Source organism: Halalkalibacter sp. AB-rgal2 (assembly GCF_041821005.1).
Taxonomy (GTDB): Bacteria; Bacillota; Bacilli; order Bacillales; family Bacillaceae_D; genus Halalkalibacter.
Genome location: NZ_JBGUAV010000006.1, coordinates 1 through 18,341 on the forward strand (window position 1 = coordinate 1; position 18,341 = coordinate 18,341).

Below are 18,341 nucleotides of genomic sequence, written 5' to 3' on the forward strand. Positions count from 1 at the left end.
TGACGTTTCTATTTGGTAAATTCTTTAATAGCAAGTTGTAAATTTCGCGGTCATAACCAGGCAGCAAATTGCTAACATTTTGCTAACGCAATCCAGTAAATAATAATAAAAACTCGTTAAAGATGTTACAGTAAGATTTTAACAAAACCCTGATATGCCGCACTTTTCGCACACCAGGTTAAAGATATTACACACTCTCACCTTAGGGGCGGCATGATGTAAATTTATCGGTGAACACTGTATATCTCATTTTGAAATTGGAGTTGTCAATACTACTTATTCCAAACGTATTCTTTTTGCCACTTAAATCACCACGGAGAATGGTTCCATATATGATGGTAAAGCAGCAAGTTGAGGTTATTTTTGATAAATCTATTCTAAATAAGATATTTAATAATTGGATTTTAAGTTGAATAAAAGGCTGGATTTGTCGAATTAACCAAGCCTTTTATTTACTTAAGGAAGAAAATGAAAAGGTTAACTTTTAATATTCGCCTTTAATGACAAAAAACGAGCCTCGAATGGTTCCAGCTAGTTTAGACCTCTGCCTAGCAAACTTAAACTTTCCTTCTAACTCCTTTGGTATCTCCATCCCCTCAGAAAGCTTAAAACCAACGGCCCGCTTCTTAGGGTCATCCACCGTATACATAACGTTGACCTCTAAACCATCTTCAAAAAAGACGAAAGCCCATTTGATATTTTCCACTTGAAAACGTGACGTTTCTAAAGGTTTAGCCGCAAACTCAATATCACGCTCTTCTTTCAAAATATGGTTCACATAATCTAGGGTCTCCTTACTTTCGCTAGCTGGTATAACTGTAAATTCATGCTTGTATTTGTTCATAAAGTAGCGGGCTTCATTAGCACGTAGACCAGCAAGCGCTTCTGTTACAGGTGAAGACTCTAAGCCAACCGTAGATACATGTTTAAAATCAACAATAGAGGACAATTTCCATCCCTCCCGTTATCTTTCTATTTCCTTACAACAGGAATCCACATTTCACCAAATATTAAGCCGTTACTTTGCCCCATCTCAACTGCTGTGTTTGGTCCGCCAACATAAGCAAAATCCTTTGCTTCTGGCAAGATTTGACCAAAGGCCATACTAGTAAGCATATTACTCAACGCATTAGCCGTTTCTGCTTCCCCTTTTACAACCAGGTATTTTCCCTTAGGAAACTGAATCACTCTGGATGCTTCTGGTAATGTTGTATCTGTCATGACGCCAGCATAATGCATCATCTTATGATTCACGGCTTCGTTCACGGCAAACATGTAGTCATTTGTGGCTATGGCTTTTAACGTATCAAGTCTTCCATCTTGTTTGATTGCACTCCAAAAGTCTAACTTTTCCTTGTTTGTGCCAGCGTAGTCTGTATAATCGCTCTTAAGCTCAGTTCCAATACCTAAAACGGTAAAGCTTTCTTTTTCTTCTAGTGTATAATTTGCCATAGTCAAACCTCCCTTTATGAATAAGTTATCAAATGATTTATCTTTTCATTTGATGAGTTTATAATAGTCTTTAATCATGTCAAAAAATGATACTGTTTAGGAGACCCCGATGAAAAAAGTTGAACGGATTAATATCTTAATGCGATATATCAACAACCGATCCCGCTTTACCATTTCTGAGATCATGCAAGAATTTAATATCTCTCGTTCGACCGCTATTAGAGATATCAGAGAAATTGAAGCCATGGGGATGCCGCTTGTCGCTGAAGTTGGAAGGGATGGGGGCTATTTTGTCATGAACAATTCTGTCCTGCCTACCGTTCGCTTTACCGATAATGAGATTAAAGCTCTTTTTATTGCCTTTATGGCGACAAGAAATCAACAACTCCCTTATCTAAAGAGCCGTCAGTCTTTAGCTGAAAAATTACTAGGACTCATATCAGAAAACCAGCAAGATGACCTTGTTCTATTAAATCAAATCTTGCTTTTTGAAGGGACAAATCCGAATAATCCCGACTTGCTTGAATTGTCAGATCTCCCACATCCTATGCTAGAAAGACTTATCCAAATTCTTCTTGTGGATAGCTATTTATTGATTACCATCAAAGAAGAGCAGGTCATAAAGGCTTATCCAATTTTTCTCTTGCACCTTTATAATGAAAAAGGCCTTTGGATGATAGAAGGCTTTGACTTAGAGGATGAAAAGAGGAGGATATTTCCTGTTGATAGTTTACATCATGTCAAATCATACTCTACCAAAAAAAGATTAAGGAAGAAGAAAATTTTAGAAAAACTACGTAAGCAGGAAGAAGTCACCAACCTTACCCTTGAGCTTGGTCCGAAGGCGATTGCCCAGTTTAAAAAATACCATCCTTTGAAAGTCTCCATTTCTTATACGAGTCCTTACCAATCCACAGCGATTCTAAAGACTTTTATCAATGTTAATCATTCAGAAGAATTAACCGAAATAACGAATTGGCTGCTTTTTCTAGGTGGGGATATTAAGGTCAGAGAAGTGCCAGAAGAAGTCATTAAAGGGTTACAAGAGAGAATATGTTTATACTGCCCATAAATAGCGTTTTTGGATAGGGATTTTTGGGTAACTATACTAGTAAAAAGGAGAAATGGTATGCAGGAAACGAATAAAATACTGTTAACAAAGGATGATATGACAAATCCAGCGGTCGTTCCTGAATGGGTCATACATGAGTACAATACCTTCCATCAGATTGTAACGAATGATACATTTCCCTGTTATTTTGGAATGAAAGCAGAGATGAAAGGGGAGCTCCGTTATGCCTATATCACTAAAGAGGATTGGTCTAACCTACCCAATGCGGTAGAGGAATTTTTAATGCTTTTTGTAGAACCCCCTTACGTCCGTCATGGCCTTTTTGTTTTTGTAGAACCTGAAGAAGAGAAGGATGACCTCGAACATTACCGTAAAAGGTTTTGGGAGATTTTGCAATACTTGCATGAAAACGATAAACAGAAATGGCCAGACAACAAACCTAAAGATCCCGAACATTACTTATGGGACTTCCATTTTGGCGGGGAACCGATCTTTGTGTTTGGAAATGCTCCTGCATACAAACAACGAAAAACGCGTAACCTTGGAAACAGCCTTATTCTTGGTTTTCAGCCAAGAAAGATTTTTGAAGGACTTGAAGGAACACAAAAGGGTGGGATTATGTCTCGTGAAAAAGTGAGAAAACGAGTAGAAAAATGGGATGATTTACCTAAACATCCTGATATTTCTCACTTTGGAGACCCTGATCACAATGAATGGAAGCAATTCTTCATTGGAGATGACGTAGAACCGATACAAGGAGAATGTCCTTTTCATCATAAAGGGCAGTAAAAGGAAAGCCTCGCACTTTGCAGAAGCGTGAGGTCTCGATCACATTGAACCTCTACTATGCTGAAGGTGAAGAAAGAGCACTGAAAAAGTACGATTTTCGAGGCCACTGAAAAAGTTTGGTTTTAACTTTTTCAGTGGCTTTGAAGTAATGTGCGTAGCCGTTGCCCGATTTTGAAAGTCTTGATATGAGTGGTTTTTTTCATAGCAAGGCGCGCAATGAGTGGAGCCATTACTCTTCTTTGAGTTACTAGAAAGGACTTTTTCAGTGGCTTCGGTGAAGACCTGCTGGCGTCTACGTAAGGTCAATTATTTTACCGCAGTACAGACCTTCATTTGTACAATATACGATGGATCATGTTAATGAAATGACGATCACCATTGGAAAAGCGGAAGATGAATCAGATATCAATGGATATGCCGTATATTGGTCAAATATCATAATGTGACTCGCTTTTTTAACTAGTTTCGCTAAAACAGGTTCTGAACATGGCGCTTACTATGCCAATTCAAGCTGTTAATGCAAAAAGGATTCTTGTTGTAACCTATCATGATATCGGAGAATCTGAGGTGTTCATTTTTGTGGGTATAGAATTGTAATATGTGACATTATCGATTGTTGTGATTTTAATGGGGATACAAACTCATAGAGTAACTAATAAATGAAGAGAAGCAAATAGAAATTGTAAAAGCTCTTGTATGATCTTAGTTAGATATGCAAGAGCTTTTCTATATCAACACCGACCTGCCCCGTTGGATAGCTAGTGTTTCATGAGCCATATTAGTCTTCTCTCAAAAGTCTATTGACACCAAATATTATTAAGATTATAGTAACCTTAATTAAAAATGTAAGCGAATTCAATCGTTATACCTTATCAATGAACACGTGTTCACAACACCACTATCCTTCATTCATTATTATAAGATTATTTATTTTCGTTTAGATACCAGAAATAGCAGTATAAACGCCGTTGGAAAAGATGGATTTGGAATTACTAGAAAAATTTCATGAACTTACATGAAGAAAATGAGAGAGGAATGATACGATGAGTACAGGTGTATTAGGAACCAATATAGTGGCACAAATAGGGATTATCGTGAAGGATATTGAAAAAACGTCTCAAGCTTTTGCGGATTTCTTTGGAGTAGAAAAGCCGCCAGCAAATCCAACCGATCGATGGGAGCAGGCACAAACAAACTATAAAGGGAATCCAACAGAAGCACGTGCAAAATTAGCGTTCTTTGATATGGGATCCTTACAGCTGGAATTGATTGAACCTGATGAGCATCCTAGTACATGGAGAGAACATTTAGATTCTCATGGGGAAGGGGTTCACCATATTGCCTTTGTCGTAAAAGATATGAAAGGTACTGTGGCTAAAATGGAATCGAGAAATATGCCTTTAGTACAAAAAGGAGAGTATACTGACGGTCGATATGCCTATATGGATACCTTTAACGATTTGAAAGTGATTCTTGAATTGTTAGAAAATGATAACTAAGGAGGAGAAGTTCTTGAAATTTTTCATTACAGGGGCCAATCGTGGTCTTGGTCTTTCATTAACGAAAATAAGCTTATTGAATGGTCATACAGTGTTTGCTGGAGTAAGAGGGCCAGAGGAAGCAAAAATAAAAGAATTACTCGAGCTGAAAGAAACCTATAACAAGAACTTGGAAGTGATTGATATTGATGTCCAAAAGGAGGATTCAGTTCTAGCAGCTTTAGGTCAATTAACAGAAAAAACGGATCATATTGATGTATTAATAAATAATGCAGCCATTTTAAATGAAAGAGGTAAGTCGATTGAAGAACTTGATATTGAAGCATGCACGCTTGCCTTTGATATTAATATTTTAGGACCTATTCGTGTCGTTAAGCATTTTCTTCCTTTACTGAAGAGAGGAGAAAATCAATCGATCCTTAATATTTCATCAGAAGCAGGTAGTTTAACGAATTCCTATAGCGGTGATTATCCATATGGGATTTCCAAGGCTGCACTAAATATGTTATCGGAAAAACTAAATTGTTATTTACACGATCAAAATATTCAAGTCTTATCGATTCATCCTGGTTGGATGAAAACGGATATGGGTGGTGAAAATGCTCTCCTTTATCCAATGGAGTCAGGAAAAGGAATCGTCGAGATAGCGGAGCGAAAAAAGGAAATAACGAGTCAGTATGTGTTTGTTGATTATAATGGTGACCCAATGAAAATATGAGAGGAGGTAGAAAGGGAATGGCTGTAACAATCACTGTTATTTTAGAGGATTACTATCATAAGGCAGAGAGTCGAACTGCAGGTCGATTCTCTGCTGCTATAACCACTCCTAAATCATTGAAGCTGGCTTAGGGAGACATCGGTTTAAAAACGGCCGATTACAATAAATGCAGTTAACACAAAGAAGACAATGTTTACGCCGATATCTCGATATTCCTTGCGTGCGACATGGAAAAGGGCGCCGAGAAGAACGACTGTGGCAAGTCCGGTTGCGGCAATGGGTGTCAATATGGGCGCGCTATTCATCGCTTGAGGCAGAATAAGTCCGAATGCCCCTACCAATTCTGCGACCCCGATAAAGGCGACGAACGTTTTGGGAACGTCCTTCACCCATCCCCAAGACGCTTTGGCTTTTTCATACTGAAACGCCTTTAACCACCCTGAGTAGACAAACCCCAGCGCTGCAAGGCCTTGAACGATCCATAATGCGATATTCATAAATGGTGCCAACCTCCTTATTACTTATTTGCGTTCTCTAAGGTTATAATAGTCTAGTAATCGGGTTCAATGAAGTAGGCACTTTATTTAAACATAGTAAATAAAAAGTTTCTTAAAGCATAGGGAAGAGGGGAGTTCAATGAAGGAGTATTGTAAATTTGAATCAGCGCTTCATATTTTGGTGGGGAAATGGAAGCCAGTCATTTTGCTACAGCTGATTTCCAACGGCACAATGAGATTCAGCGAGCTTCAAAAAGCTATACCGGGAATAAACAAAAAAATGCTTACCCAACAGTTAAGGGAGCTTGAGTATAACGATATCGTACATCGAGAGGTTTATAACCAAATCCCTCCGAAAGTAGAGTATTCGATTTCCGAGTATGGCAAAGGTTTAAGCACGGTGCTTCAGGCTTTGAACGATTGGGGAGTGGCTCATATGGAGCACATGGATACGCTGTACGGAGCAGATCGTCTAAGGAATGAATCCGATGAACTTAGCTGAACGCTAAGTTCATTTTTCTTCTATTTTTTCTAGCTGTAAAAAAGTATCTTCAATATGTTTAAGTACGATTTCAGCGTCTTCTTTTGAATGGTAATCATTTAGATCAATGGGTTCTCCAAAAACGACTGTTATTTTCTCTCTCTTAAAGAGTCCTTTTAAAGAGATAGGGCCATTGTAAACGGCTGGAACAATAGGAACCCCCGCACGTTTAGCAATGACAAAAGCTCCGCGTTTCAGACCTGCATTTTCTACTGACCTCGTTCCACTAGGGAATATCCCTACTACCTTTCCATTTTTTATTAGTTTTTGTGGGATTTTTAAAGTGCTTGGTCCTGGATTTTCTCTATCTACAGGAAATGCATGTAATGATGTGAAAAACCAATTCATGAATGTTGATTTAAAGAGCTCCTTTTTTGCCATGTAATACAAAGGAGTAGGCTTCATTGCGATACCTAATGCAACCACATCGATCCAAGTTTTGTGAGTACATACAACGACATAGCCATTATGTCGCTTTGGTAAATGCTTTCTATTAATAGTGCGAATACCTCCACCAAAGACAACTAGAAGTATTTTCATTATTCTTCTTCCAACCCTATACAATCTTCATACCCCTTTCAAGTAAGTACACATATGGAATTGTTATACATTCTACTATCTCATTTTTATATAAACTTTGTAAACTACTCTTGAAATTGGTAAATTCTTCCTTCTTTGCATCAGACTATTTAGTCCTCGTTTCAAGGGAAATTTAGAAATGGAAAATATGTAAAAAAGCAACGTTGTATTCGATAAACGTTGCTTTTCCACCTCTTTATTCAACCCACTCCACAATCTTATCCAAGGGCTTTCTCGTTTTTGGTCTTGGTTCTTTGGCGCGATAGCCGAATGCTACCATGACGGAAACAGCCAAGTGACCATCTTCTAGTAAATCTTCTTCAGCAAGAAGTGACTGTATTTGATTATAATCAAACCCTTCAATAGGACAAGAATCAATGCCTATTTGGGCGGCTGCGGTCATCATATTCGCTAATGCAATGTACGTTTGCTTGCTAGCCCAATCAAACATCGAACGTTCACTTTCCAATAAATGAAGATCATCCTCTTGAAAGCTTTTGTAACGAGCTTTCACTTTTTCAAAAAGGTCCTCTGGTATCTGTTTTACGTTTATCATTTGGTTTTTTACGTACTCGCTATCATATTTTGTATCTTTAATCGTTCTAGCGAGGATGATCACGAAATGGCTTGCAGTCGGGAGCTGCCCTTGTGCTCCCCATGTAATTGGACGTAGCTTTTCCCTTAATTCCTGTTTTTGAACAACAACAAATTTCCATGGCTCATACCCGACAGAGCTTGGAGATAGCCTTGCCGTTTCTAATATAAATTGGAAATCTTCATCAGGAATTTTCTTTGTTGGGTCAAATTCCTTCGTCGCGTGTCTAAATTGAAAGGCACCTAGAATTTCTTGTTTTTTTGCATGTTGACTCATTTGTTATTCTCCCTCTTTTTATGTTAGAGCTCCATAGCAACGGAGTCGGTTTTTGGTGTTAACAATCGTATCAGATTCAATGGAAAATTTCATGAGATAGGCTTTAATAATGAGCAAATAATAATACGTATGAGTGTTCTTATCATCTAGCAATAGTATGAATTTAATGTAATTTCATTGTAAAAGTTATGTTAATTCAACCTTGGAAAAAGTGAAAAGTGCTATTTTTAACTATATGTGGACAAGTAAAGAGATAACCAAGGAGGGAAAACATGAGACGAATCATGTATGTAAGTTTAATCGTACTACTCGTATTTTCAAATTTGATCCCACTTCAACAAATTCGTGCTGAAGATAGTTTCGATGAGGCTACTAGCATTGAGAGGGAATTTGAAGATGAAGCTTTACTGGGAGTTATAGAAGCTAAAATAAAGTCTATGGGGTATGCTCAATTATCGTATGAAGCGTTATCAGAGATTAAGCAGCTTACAAAGGTTAGAAATGAAGGAATTGAAAGCTTAAAAGGTATTGAGCTTTTAACCAATTTGACTGAGCTAGAAATGCGCTCAAATAACATCTCTGATTTAGCGCCTCTTTCAACGCTAACGAAATTGGAGTTAATAGATTTAAGAGGAAATAACCTTTCCTCACTTGAAGGAATAGAGACGTTAACTAATTTGCTCGAGCTAGATATTCGTGATAACGACATGACTGATTTGCAGCCATTAGAAAATGTAGTTCAGTTACAAGTGTTAAGTGCAAGAGACAATCAAATTTCTGATCTAACGCCGCTAGCGAACTTGGCGAATTTAGTTGAGCTGAACCTACATTCAAATAACGTGAGTGAGTTAACACCTTTAATGAACGTATCGAAAATAGAAAGGCTAATTGTAAGAGGTAACGCGATAACCGATATTTCGCCGTTGCAATATTTAGTCGAGCTTGAAGATCTGAATATTCGCGATAATGACATTACCGATATTAGCCCGTTACAGGATTTAGAGAAGCTACGAGTTCGGTTAAATCTCGACGGTAATCCGATCATTGATTTCTCACCTATTGCTCACTATTATTATGAGATTGAAGATGTTGATTTTACTTTACCTTTGCCGTCAGAGCCGGATGAAGAAGAGCTTGATGGAGAAGCAGCAGAAATTCACCTATTATTTGAAGATAACGTTTTGTTTCATGTGATAAATGAAGTGGTTAAGTCGAATGGTCACTCCCAATTATCGTATGAAGCACTGAAGGACGTGGAGACGTTAGCAAATGCTAGGAACTTACGTATAGAAAGCTTAAAAGGGATTGAGTTGTTAACTAATTTGAAAGAGCTAGACATGCGTTCAAATAACATCTCTGATTTAACACCCCTTTCTTCGTTAACGAAATTAGAATCAATTGATTTAAGAGAAAATAATATTTCTTCTCTTGAGGGGATTGAATCATTATCGAATTTGATTGAGCTTGATGTACGTTCGAACTCAATTGTGTCATTAGAACCTGTAAGACCGTTAGTATCACTTGAAGTTCTTGATATTCGCGATAATAGTGTTACTGATATTAAGCCTTTAGAAGGTTTAGTTCAATTAAAAGAATTAAGTGCTAGAAATAATGGCATTTCCGATTTGACGCCATTAACAAACCTTACAGAGCTAACGGACCTTAACTTACATTCAAACCGAGTTAGCGATCTAACACCGTTAGCAAACTTAACGAAAATAGAAAGACTTGTATTAAGAAGAAACGACATTATTGATCTTTCGCCTTTACAACATTTAGTCGTTCTAGAAGATTTGAATATTCGTGATAATCATATTACGGATATTCGTTCATTACGAGATTTGGAGCACTTACGAGTACGCCTAAACCTTGACGGAAACTCAATAAATGACTTTTCTCCAATTGCTCATTATTATGATGAAATTGAAGATGTTGATTTTGTTATACCTGGTCAAACAACGATTGATCTAGAGGCATTAAACCCGCTAGTTGGAAAAGATAGGATCGAAACAATTAAGAACGAAATCATTCGGTCAAATGAGCATATTGATGATCATAGTGTGAAAAATAGCAAGCTTGAAGGGTTAGCAGCAAGTCCTTTCGCTTTTTATCGAGGGACGGCAGCCTTATTTTTCCTTGATGTAAAAAATCATGTTGTAAACATTCCAGAAAATTGGTCAGCCTTAAGTAAAGCAAATACGTGGGTCACAGGTGATCTGCATGTTGAGAACATCGGTTTTTATGGTAATCGAAATAAGGAAGCTATTTTTGAATTAAATGATTTTGATGAAGCTGGAATTGCGCCTTTTTACTTTGATTTGTTGAACTATGGAACAAGCCTCTATCTTCTTAATGACTCTGCGCCGAATTTACAGTTAAGTGCTGAGGAGATTGTTGGGGTCGTTGAAGCATATGGCTACTATTATCGGCAGGCGCTAGCGAATGTTGCCGATGGGTCCGTCAATGTTCAAGAGTATTATTTTACAGCAGATCAGCTAGATGGATTTATGGGGGAGTTTGCAAAAGAAGTGAGTAATGAGCCCTTGAACAATCAATTAACGACTTGGACAACGATGCAGGCTGGCAGCCGTATGTTCGATTTAACAAATAATCGTCTTACGGAAGTAACAGTAGATGAATGGGAGGAGCTAGTACGCCATTGGGACTCTTATGTTGACCAACTAGATGAAGAGATCATTGAAATGGTTGGGAAAGACTATTTCACGATTAAAGACATTGCACGTAGAGTCAATGCGGGGTTAGGTAGCTTAGGTTATGATCGTTTTTATGTTTTAATCGAAGGTGAAACGGAATTAGCAGAAGACGATATTATTTTAGATATTAAGGCACAAGGGCCGTCAGCTGTTGAGTTATCTGGTTTATTTGATCGGTCTGCATTCCCTACACATGCTAGTCGAACAATTAGTGGGGTACGCGCATTACACAATTTCCCTGATATTCATTGGGGAACGTTAGAAACGGATAACCAGTCATTTTTAGTTAAAGAACGTTCTCCTTATAAAGATGAAGTAGGTCCAACAGACTTTAATGGAATAGAAGACCTTAATCATTTTGTAAAAGCGAGTGCAGAAGTAACAGCATATGCACATAGTCGTGCGGCCATTGAATTAGGGAATGAATCATTTGCAACAGATCTAATGCATTCTTTTAATACAGAGGTTCAGTCATTTGATGAGGAGTTGGCTGCGACAACATTGAATTATTACGCTCAAGTCGTTAAGGATCACCAATTATATGTGACACTATATAATGAACAAGTATTTGATGAACCGGAAGAAAAAGAAGAAGAGCCGGAAGAGGGTAATAACGCAGAAGCTGGGAACGAAGAAGATAACAATAGCGGAGGCAAAGCGGGAAAGAACACTAACACAGAAGCTGGAAGCGACGAAAGTAACAATAATGAAGAAAAGATAGAGAATGGTAATGAGCAGAGCGATCTGAAGGATGATCGTCAGTTACCACAAACCGCAACGTCTATGTTTACTTACTTATTAATGGGAGTCTTATTGTCTGTATTCGGAGGGATTCTCTTTATCAAATATCGTAGAAAAAAGCTCTTAACCATCCAATGAATTAGTTGAAAAATACATTAAAAATTTAAAATCCATGTTTCACTATAAGCTTTACTAGTGGAACATGGATTTTTAAAGCCAGTGAGCCATAATCTGTTGATATCGAAAAGGGAGCTTCTAAACAATATCTAGAGAGTGAATATGAGGTACAATGTGTTATTTCTAACCTGTTCCTCATCATTTTTAATGAGTAAGTCTTAGAGGTGAACAGTATTTGATTGCGATTTTGGGTCAGCCTTCCTGTAGCTTCCTCTCCATAATTCGATAGGGATCCATACGCAGCCAACTGCAACTAATATTCCATGAGTCACTCTTAAAGGCTGGTCAAAGAAAAACTGTGGGAGATATAGAATCATGCCTAATGTAAGTGGAATGCCGCTTAGCTGTGAAATTGATTTTCTGCCAGCTAACCGCAAAATTAGAACTCCTCCAAAGACGACGACAACCGCTTTCCATATGAAGTGTAAATCCAAAAACAACCCCTCCTTTCAAATAATATATTTATGCTGTAAAACAAATAGGTGCTGACGCTATTGTTTTGTTTTTATTGTGGATGATAACCTTCACTTTATTCTCTGCTCCTAAAAGATATCCGTTGTCTAATGGCATTTTTATTAAAGCTTTTTCTTTTATTCACGGTTTCAATCGTTTCTGCGTGAGGGATATTATATAACCTGCTTTTAGGTTCCTAAATTTTTTGAACAAGCGATATGCCGTTATTTCACGAAAATAGATATAAGGACATTGACTTTAATCTCAAATGTTTTGTCTTAATAGTTAATTTAGAATTTTAAATTGACAATAGGAAAAAAACATTCTATAATTCTTTATATATTCAACGTTGAATAAACAAAGGAGAATTCACTTTGACTAAATTATTAGTATTAGCAATGCTCAGCATTAAGCCAATGTCTGGATACGAAATCAAATCCATGCTTGAATTGAATGACGCACAACGGTGGGCTGGTGTGCTGCCAGGATCGATCTATAATGCACTAAAAAAATTAGAAAAAGATCGCTATATTGAAATTGAGAGTCTCGAAAATAATGGACATAGACAAAAGGCAATCTACAAAATAACAGCCTTTGGCGAGGATTATCAGAAGCAACTAGCTTTGGACTGTCTTGGAAATGCCAAAGTAAACTATCCGACTGATTTGTATTCGGGTATTTCCTTTGCTCACCAACTACCAAAAGAAAAAACAATAGAACAACTGAAAAAGAATAAAGATCAATTATATCTTGAATTACAAGCTGTTAAAACGGGATTTGAAGCAAAGGAAAGGGCGCTTCAAGGTGATATTCCGCAACTTACGATTATCGTTTTTGAGCATATGTTTGAGATGATTGAATCACAAATAAAGGTAATAGATCGAGCTTTGGAAATCATTGAAGGTTAATAAAAAATGTTAAGCCATTTGTAGTGGCTTTCATTTTTAGTTGAATAGTCAAAGTTGAGTATACAAAGGAGAGTATAGGTTATGAAGCTTATTGAGTTGAAACATGTTGAGAAACGTTTTAAAGGAAGAAAAATCATTAAGGATATCAATTTTTCTATCCATTCAAATGAAGTTGTAGCATTGGTTGGAACAAATGGAGCTGGCAAGACGACTACTATCAGGATGATTTTAGGTATTACTAGCCCTGATCATGGAGAGGTATTTCGCTGGACAAAAGACTTTAATAAAAAAGTGGGTGTTCAACTTCAAGCTACTCCTTTTTTTGAAGGGTTTAATGTAGTAGATAATTTGAAGCTATTTTCTACATTTTATCAATCGCCATTAGCGAACGAAGAATTGGATGCCATCTTAACAAGGTATCAGCTGTTTGATGCAAAAACGACTAATGCTTCTAAGCTGTCTTTAGGACAACAAAAACGGTTGGCCATTAGCATTACAACTTTACACAATCCAGATTTTGTGATATTAGATGAGCCTTCTGCTGGTCTCGATCCAAGTGGACAACGTGAAGTACAGAACATGATTCATCGTTTAAAGCAACAAGGCAAAAGTATCTTATTTTCCTCCCATGATATGTTAGAGGTCAAGAATACAGCTGATCGAGTATTGGTTATGGACGATGGTAGACTTTTGGAAAATGGAAAACCGTTAGAACTACTAGGGAAATATGATGCAACAGACTTAGAGGAACTATTTTATATCTTGACAAGGAAGGAGAATCCATATGTTTAATATTACCCGTATTACACTATATAAAAATATGAAAGATGCTTATTTATTATTTTGGTCAATCTTTCTTCCACTCGCTGTTTTATTCGGGTTGAATTATTTTAATATTGATGTATCAATGAATACTCTGCTTGGAGTTTTAAGTATTAGTATTTATTTCTACTGTTGTATAACGAATTCCTTTTCAGTTTATTCACAACGGAAAAGAGGGGTCTTTGATTTATTAAAGATCACACCATTCTCATTATGGAAGTATCTTTCTGCTATAACGTTTAGTCAAACAATCATTGCCTGCTCAGTTTCAATTGTTTTATTATTCGTAGAGAATAGCCTGTTCCATTTCAATATGTCAGCCTTAAGTATTTTTCTTTTCATTCCGCTATTTTGGGTAGGTTCCGCTATTTTCACATTGTTAGGATTTGCACTTTCGAGTTTGCCAAAAAATGAAGGACAATTAAGTATCACCACAAACTTAATTATGCTTCCTCTTATATTGTGTAGCAGCATTTTTTTTAATATTGCAGGAGCTCCTAAGATTGTACAATGGATAAGCTGGGTCAACCCATTTGAATGGTTGCAAAGAGGTTATCGAGCTGCTTTAGAAATGGACCTAAGCTTTTGGGCTCTTTCTATACTGATACTTTTCGCGATGCTGTCTATGTTTCTCTTTGTCGCTAAAGTAAGCTTCCGTAATAACGAAAAGTAAGAAGTGGGCTGAATTTATTACTATGAGTTAGAAGGGTGTGTTAAAACTCTATAAATGTAAAACGTAATTTCGCCATCGGTTAAACGTTGGTAAAGCAGACTTCTAGTTTCTTTTTGCATTGACAGTGAAATAAAGTGGTTACTATAATTAATGTATGAAGATGCCAATTATATCTACCAAACTATCTATTCAGCCAATTCGATCTAAAATTGTTGCTCGTCCTCGGCTACTTGAACAGTTGAACGAGGGGATGCACCACAAGCTTACCATCATATCTGCTGGTGCCGGTTTCGGTAAAACGACACTTGTGAGTCAATGGCTCACTAGCTGCGAGCAGCCGGTTACGTGGCTATCACTGGAGGAAGGAGATAATGATCTTGCTCGCTTTCTTACATACCTCTTTGTTGCTTTACGGAAGATTGAAGCGAATATTGGAGAAGGTGTTATTGGTTTACTTCAATCCTCACAATTGCCTCCAATAGATTCAATTCTAGGCTCGTTGATTAATGATGTTTCTTCCGTTCAAAGCGATTTCATTCTTGTCCTTGATGATTACCATATGATCGATGCACATCCGATTGGTCACGCCATCGAATTTCTACTTGAGCATATACCACCACAGATGCATCTGGTCCTTACCACTCGTGAAGAGCCACGTCTATCTATAGCACGGTTACGTGCCCGGGGTCAATTGACAGAAGTGCGTGCAGTTGATTTGCGTTTCACCTCCTTTGAAGCTGCTAAATTTCTAAACTATGTGATGGGTTTAGATCTTTCCACAGAAGAGATCGCTTTACTTGAATCTCGAACAGAAGGCTGGATTGCGGGTCTACAATTAGCCGCACTGTCTATACAGGATCATAAAGACGTTAGCGGCTTTATCCAAACCTTCACAGGTAGTCATTATTTTATCTTAGATTATTTAGTAGAAGAAGTGTTGCAAAAGCAACCTCAAAACATTCAGACGTTCTTGCTACACACATCCATCCTTGAAAGGTTGTGCGGTCCTCTTTGTGATGCTGTTCTTGGTTGGGGAGATGAAGAACACATAACGTCCCCAGGACAAGAAGTCCTAGAAAGACTCGAAAACGCTAACCTGTTCATCATTCCTCTAGATAACGAGAGGCGTTGGTATCGCTATCACCACTTATTTGCTGAAGTGCTACGACGACAGCATCTTTCGTCGATTGCGGATGCGAAGAGAAGCATAGCTCCATTACATATACGTGCCAGCATATGGTATGAAGATAATCACTTTGAGCTTGATGCTGTTCACCATGCCGTTGCAGCTAATGATGTTAGCCGAGCGGCTCGTTTAATAGAGGGAGGAGAAATACCACTACTCTTTCGTGGAGCGGTGACACCTGTACTAAATTGGCTTGAGTCATTGTCAATGAAAGAACTTGATGCTAGACCTTCCTTGTGGGTAATGTATGCCTCTGCATTGCTGTCAGTTGGTCAAGTGGCTGGTGTTGAACAAAAACTAGTATTTGCCGAAAATGCTCTGCAAGATATTGAACAAGACGTTAAAACTTTGGATCTTATCGGACATATTGCCTCCATAAGGGCGACGTTGGCTGTAAGTAAGCATCAGACAGAAACGATTCTTGATGAGTCACGTCGGGCTTTAGAGTATTTGCATCCGGATAATTTACCTGTTCGGACAGCGACGTCTTGGACGATGGGATATGCTTATCAACTTCAAGGAGATCGTGCAGCAGCTAGAAAGGCCTATATTGAGGCATTATCGATCAGTCAGAACATTGGACATGTGATTATCACCATTATGACTACGCTCGGTCTGGGGAACATTCATGAAGGAGATAATCAGCTGTATGAGGCGGCTGAGACTTATCGACATGCTCTAAAATTAGCTGGGGACCCTGCGATGCCGGTAGCATGCGAAGCACACCTAGGTTTAGCACGTATATATTATGAATGGAATGATCTCGATAACGCTGAAAAGCATGGGCAGCAAGCGGTTCAATTGGCACGGCAATTTGAAAACACCGACAGATCGGTAGCTAGTGAGGTGTTTCTCGCTCGGTTAAAGTTTGTCCAAGGAGATGATACTAGTGCAATGGCAATATTGGATAAAGCTGAACAGCTAGCATGGCTACATAACTTTACTTATCAAATTCCAGAGATTGTTGCTACTAGGATTCAGATACTTCTTAGGCAAGGTCAGCTTGACAGATCGGCACAGCTACTTACGAAATATGAACACCCTATAAGTGAAACACGGGTTCATCTTGCGCAAGGAAACGCATTCTCCGCCCTGACCATATTAGAGCCGCTACTCCAGCAGGCAGAAGAGAAAGGTTGGAATGACGAAAGAATGAAACTAATGGCTTTGCAAGCTCTTGCTTACCGAGCCAAGAGAGAACGGGACAAAGCTATTCAGGTTTTAGGTGAAATCCTTGCCATGGCAAAGCCGGGGGGTTATATCCGAATGTTTATTGACGAGGGATTATCGATGGAATCGTTATTAACTGAAGGTGCTATTCAAGGAATGATGCCGGATTATACACGGAAATTGAAGCTTGCATTTGAAATGGAGCGAAAAAGAATCCATAGTCAAGGGATGAATACGCCTAAACAGCCACTTATCGAGCCTTTGAGTGAACGAGAGTTACAAGTGCTGCAGCTTATTGCTGAAGGTTACTCGAATCAGGAGATAAGTAAAATCCTCTTTCTCGCTCTTGACACAGTGAAAGGACATAACCGCAGAATATATGGCAAATTGCAAGTACAAAGACGAACGGAAGCGGTTGCCCGTGCCCGCGAATACGGCTTGCTGTAAATATACACGAAAGTGTCTATCTAATATCGATACAATGGCGCTATACTTTTTTCCATATGGAACAAGTGAAGCCTAAGATAGATCAGCGTACGGTCAATGGTCACCTACGGACCGAGTAAAAAGGTTGGTTCGACGCGATGACCTGCACAGTTGAAGCAAACGGTGCTACACTGTTAATCAGTTTGGTAGCTGATCAGCTAGGTATACTCTTGATTTCAGTCAATCGTGTGAAGGTGCACAATTTATTGAATAGGAGGAAGCTGTCCAATGAAAGCCATTCAAGGGAATAGCGTGGTTACGGTGACAAAGGAGAATAAAAAATGAAAACTTACAAAACGACCGCAGTGATTGTAGGTATCCTCTATATCATCGGAACTTTATCAGGAATTTTAAGTGTTGCTGTTACTAGGGATTTGTTTGCTGGAGAAGATTTTTTAACCAAAATTGCCGAAAACCAATCTCAGCTTAATTTAGGCGCATTAATGATTCTTATTATGGGGCTGTCATTAGCGGCGATGCCTGTTTTTCTGTATCCGCTTTTCAAAAGAAAGAATCAGGCTCTAGCCTTAGGTATGGTTGTTTTTCGAGGGCCATTAGAGGGAAGCACATATATTTTAGTCGTAGTTGGTTGGTTATGGTTAGGTGTATTCAGCAAAGAATTTCAGGCAGCTGGAGCAGAGTCAGTTCCTCTGCAGGTTGTTGGTAACGTGTTTCTTCAGACTAAGAATATTGTTACACCCGTCTTGACGATTGTCTTTATCATTGGGGCCATGCTGTTATATACTCTTTTCTATCTTACTAAGCTTATCCCTCGTTGGTTATCCGGGTGGGGGTTAATCGCAGCCGTTTTCTATGTGACTGTTGACTTAGTGATATTGCTTGGATTCAACCTTCACTTGGATGTGTTGTATATCCCTTTGGCTGTGCAGGAAATGGTCATGGCCCTTTGGTTGATTAGCAAAGGCTTTAATCAAGTGGAGCTTGATCGGCTATTGACTGAGCGGAACAGTGTATAATCAAATGGCTATTAAA

General features: G+C 38.3%; 17 protein-coding genes. 11 read left to right on the forward strand and 6 right to left on the reverse strand.

Annotation, left to right across the window (positions count from 1 at the left end):
* Nucleotides 1-484 precede the first annotated feature (484 nt).
* Nucleotides 485-949 (reverse strand): phage tail protein, encoded by a 465-nt coding sequence (locus ACERJO_RS06655; RefSeq protein ID WP_373646989.1) that lies wholly within the window; start codon nucleotides 947-949, stop codon nucleotides 485-487.
* A 23-nt stretch (nucleotides 950-972) separates the two neighbouring features.
* Nucleotides 973-1,452: a GyrI-like domain-containing protein gene (locus ACERJO_RS06660; RefSeq protein WP_373646990.1), complete on the reverse strand. Its 480-nt coding sequence runs from the start codon at nucleotides 1,450-1,452 to the stop codon at nucleotides 973-975.
* A 109-nt stretch (nucleotides 1,453-1,561) separates the two neighbouring features.
* Between ACERJO_RS06660 and ACERJO_RS06665 the strand changes: the two genes are divergently transcribed.
* The 4 genes from ACERJO_RS06665 to ACERJO_RS06680 all read left to right on the forward strand — a co-directional run bounded on the left by ACERJO_RS06665 (nucleotide 1,562) and on the right by ACERJO_RS06680 (nucleotide 5,530).
* Nucleotides 1,562-2,524 carry a helix-turn-helix transcriptional regulator gene (locus ACERJO_RS06665; protein WP_373646991.1) on the forward strand — a complete coding sequence of 321 codons (963 nt, stop codon included), beginning with the start codon at nucleotides 1,562-1,564 and terminating at the stop codon, nucleotides 2,522-2,524.
* 57 nt (nucleotides 2,525-2,581) lie between these two features.
* Nucleotides 2,582-3,313, forward strand: a complete 732-nt coding sequence (locus ACERJO_RS06670; protein ID WP_373646992.1) for a YqcI/YcgG family protein — start codon at nucleotides 2,582-2,584, stop codon at nucleotides 3,311-3,313.
* Nucleotides 3,314-4,356: 1,043 nt separating this feature from the next.
* Nucleotides 4,357-4,812, forward strand: a complete 456-nt coding sequence (locus ACERJO_RS06675; RefSeq protein ID WP_373646993.1) for a VOC family protein — start codon at nucleotides 4,357-4,359, stop codon at nucleotides 4,810-4,812.
* Nucleotides 4,813-4,825: 13 nt separating this feature from the next.
* Nucleotides 4,826-5,530: an SDR family oxidoreductase gene (locus ACERJO_RS06680; protein WP_373646994.1), complete on the forward strand. Its 705-nt coding sequence runs from the start codon at nucleotides 4,826-4,828 to the stop codon at nucleotides 5,528-5,530.
* 143 nt (nucleotides 5,531-5,673) lie between these two features.
* Here the strand turns inward: ACERJO_RS06680 and ACERJO_RS06685 are convergent, their stop codons facing one another.
* Entirely contained in the window at nucleotides 5,674-6,027 is a 354-nt protein-coding gene (locus ACERJO_RS06685) for a DoxX family protein (protein ID WP_373646995.1), read from the reverse strand.
* A gap of 139 nt (nucleotides 6,028-6,166) precedes the next feature.
* Between ACERJO_RS06685 and ACERJO_RS06690 the strand changes: the two genes are divergently transcribed.
* Entirely contained in the window at nucleotides 6,167-6,529 is a 363-nt protein-coding gene (locus tag ACERJO_RS06690) for a winged helix-turn-helix transcriptional regulator (protein ID WP_247101494.1), read from the forward strand.
* A 9-nt stretch (nucleotides 6,530-6,538) separates the two neighbouring features.
* On the opposite strand, the gene ACERJO_RS06695 is transcribed toward ACERJO_RS06690, so the two are convergent.
* Nucleotides 6,539-7,108, reverse strand: a complete 570-nt coding sequence (locus tag ACERJO_RS06695; protein ID WP_247101497.1) for a lysophospholipid acyltransferase family protein — start codon at nucleotides 7,106-7,108, stop codon at nucleotides 6,539-6,541.
* A 235-nt stretch (nucleotides 7,109-7,343) separates the two neighbouring features.
* Complete coding sequence (locus ACERJO_RS06700) at nucleotides 7,344-8,018, reverse strand: NAD(P)H-dependent oxidoreductase (protein ID WP_373646996.1); 675 nt, start codon at nucleotides 8,016-8,018, stop codon at nucleotides 7,344-7,346.
* Nucleotides 8,019-8,290: 272 nt separating this feature from the next.
* Here ACERJO_RS06700 and ACERJO_RS06705 point away from each other — a divergent pair, with 272 nt between their 5' ends.
* Complete coding sequence (locus ACERJO_RS06705) at nucleotides 8,291-11,611, forward strand: DUF2252 family protein (RefSeq protein WP_373646997.1); 3,321 nt, start codon at nucleotides 8,291-8,293, stop codon at nucleotides 11,609-11,611.
* Nucleotides 11,612-11,808: 197 nt separating this feature from the next.
* Here the strand turns inward: ACERJO_RS06705 and ACERJO_RS06710 are convergent, their stop codons facing one another.
* On the reverse strand, nucleotides 11,809-12,084 hold the full coding sequence (locus ACERJO_RS06710) for a hypothetical protein (RefSeq protein ID WP_373646998.1): 276 nt from the start codon (nucleotides 12,082-12,084) through the stop codon (nucleotides 11,809-11,811).
* 393 nt (nucleotides 12,085-12,477) lie between these two features.
* On the opposite strand from ACERJO_RS06710, the gene ACERJO_RS06715 reads away from it, so the two are divergent.
* From ACERJO_RS06715 to ACERJO_RS06735, 5 genes are all read left to right on the forward strand, one after another.
* A complete protein-coding gene (locus ACERJO_RS06715; RefSeq protein WP_247101510.1) occupies nucleotides 12,478-13,011 on the forward strand; it encodes a PadR family transcriptional regulator in 534 nt (177 codons plus the stop codon).
* An 81-nt stretch (nucleotides 13,012-13,092) separates the two neighbouring features.
* Entirely contained in the window at nucleotides 13,093-13,803 is a 711-nt protein-coding gene (locus ACERJO_RS06720; RefSeq protein WP_373646999.1) for an ABC transporter ATP-binding protein, read from the forward strand.
* Nucleotides 13,796-14,506, forward strand: a complete 711-nt coding sequence (locus ACERJO_RS06725) for an ABC transporter permease (protein WP_373647000.1) — start codon at nucleotides 13,796-13,798, stop codon at nucleotides 14,504-14,506. Before ACERJO_RS06720 ends, ACERJO_RS06725 begins: the two co-directional genes overlap by 8 nt.
* 160 nt (nucleotides 14,507-14,666) lie before the next feature.
* Nucleotides 14,667-17,309 carry a winged helix-turn-helix domain-containing protein gene (locus ACERJO_RS06730; RefSeq protein WP_373647001.1) on the forward strand — a complete coding sequence of 881 codons (2,643 nt, stop codon included), beginning with the start codon at nucleotides 14,667-14,669 and terminating at the stop codon, nucleotides 17,307-17,309.
* 320 nt (nucleotides 17,310-17,629) lie between these two features.
* A complete protein-coding gene (locus tag ACERJO_RS06735) occupies nucleotides 17,630-18,325 on the forward strand; it encodes a DUF4386 domain-containing protein (RefSeq protein ID WP_373647002.1) in 696 nt (231 codons plus the stop codon).
* Nucleotides 18,326-18,341: the final 16 nt, after the last annotated feature.

Excerpts from the sequence above, each read along its gene's own strand:
- ACERJO_RS06725 (WP_373647000.1), top strand. The coding sequence starts at position 13,796 with ATGTTTAATATTACCCGTATTACACTATATAAAAATATGAAAGATGCT.
- ACERJO_RS06695 (WP_247101497.1), bottom strand. The coding sequence starts at position 7,108 with ATGAAAATACTTCTAGTTGTCTTTGGTGGAGGTATTCGCACTATTAAT.
- ACERJO_RS06735 (WP_373647002.1), top strand. The coding sequence starts at position 17,630 with ATGAAAACTTACAAAACGACCGCAGTGATTGTAGGTATCCTCTATATC.
- ACERJO_RS06665 (WP_373646991.1), top strand. The coding sequence starts at position 1,562 with ATGAAAAAAGTTGAACGGATTAATATCTTAATGCGATATATCAACAAC.
- ACERJO_RS06700 (WP_373646996.1), bottom strand. The coding sequence starts at position 8,018 with ATGAGTCAACATGCAAAAAAACAAGAAATTCTAGGTGCCTTTCAATTT.
- ACERJO_RS06730 (WP_373647001.1), top strand. The coding sequence starts at position 14,667 with ATGCCAATTATATCTACCAAACTATCTATTCAGCCAATTCGATCTAAA.
- ACERJO_RS06720 (WP_373646999.1), top strand. The coding sequence starts at position 13,093 with ATGAAGCTTATTGAGTTGAAACATGTTGAGAAACGTTTTAAAGGAAGA.
- ACERJO_RS06660 (WP_373646990.1), bottom strand. The coding sequence starts at position 1,452 with ATGGCAAATTATACACTAGAAGAAAAAGAAAGCTTTACCGTTTTAGGT.
- ACERJO_RS06705 (WP_373646997.1), top strand. The coding sequence starts at position 8,291 with ATGAGACGAATCATGTATGTAAGTTTAATCGTACTACTCGTATTTTCA.
- ACERJO_RS06675 (WP_373646993.1), top strand. The coding sequence starts at position 4,357 with ATGAGTACAGGTGTATTAGGAACCAATATAGTGGCACAAATAGGGATT.
- ACERJO_RS06690 (WP_247101494.1), top strand. The coding sequence starts at position 6,167 with ATGAAGGAGTATTGTAAATTTGAATCAGCGCTTCATATTTTGGTGGGG.
- ACERJO_RS06685 (WP_373646995.1), bottom strand. The coding sequence starts at position 6,027 with ATGAATATCGCATTATGGATCGTTCAAGGCCTTGCAGCGCTGGGGTTT.
- ACERJO_RS06670 (WP_373646992.1), top strand. The coding sequence starts at position 2,582 with ATGCAGGAAACGAATAAAATACTGTTAACAAAGGATGATATGACAAAT.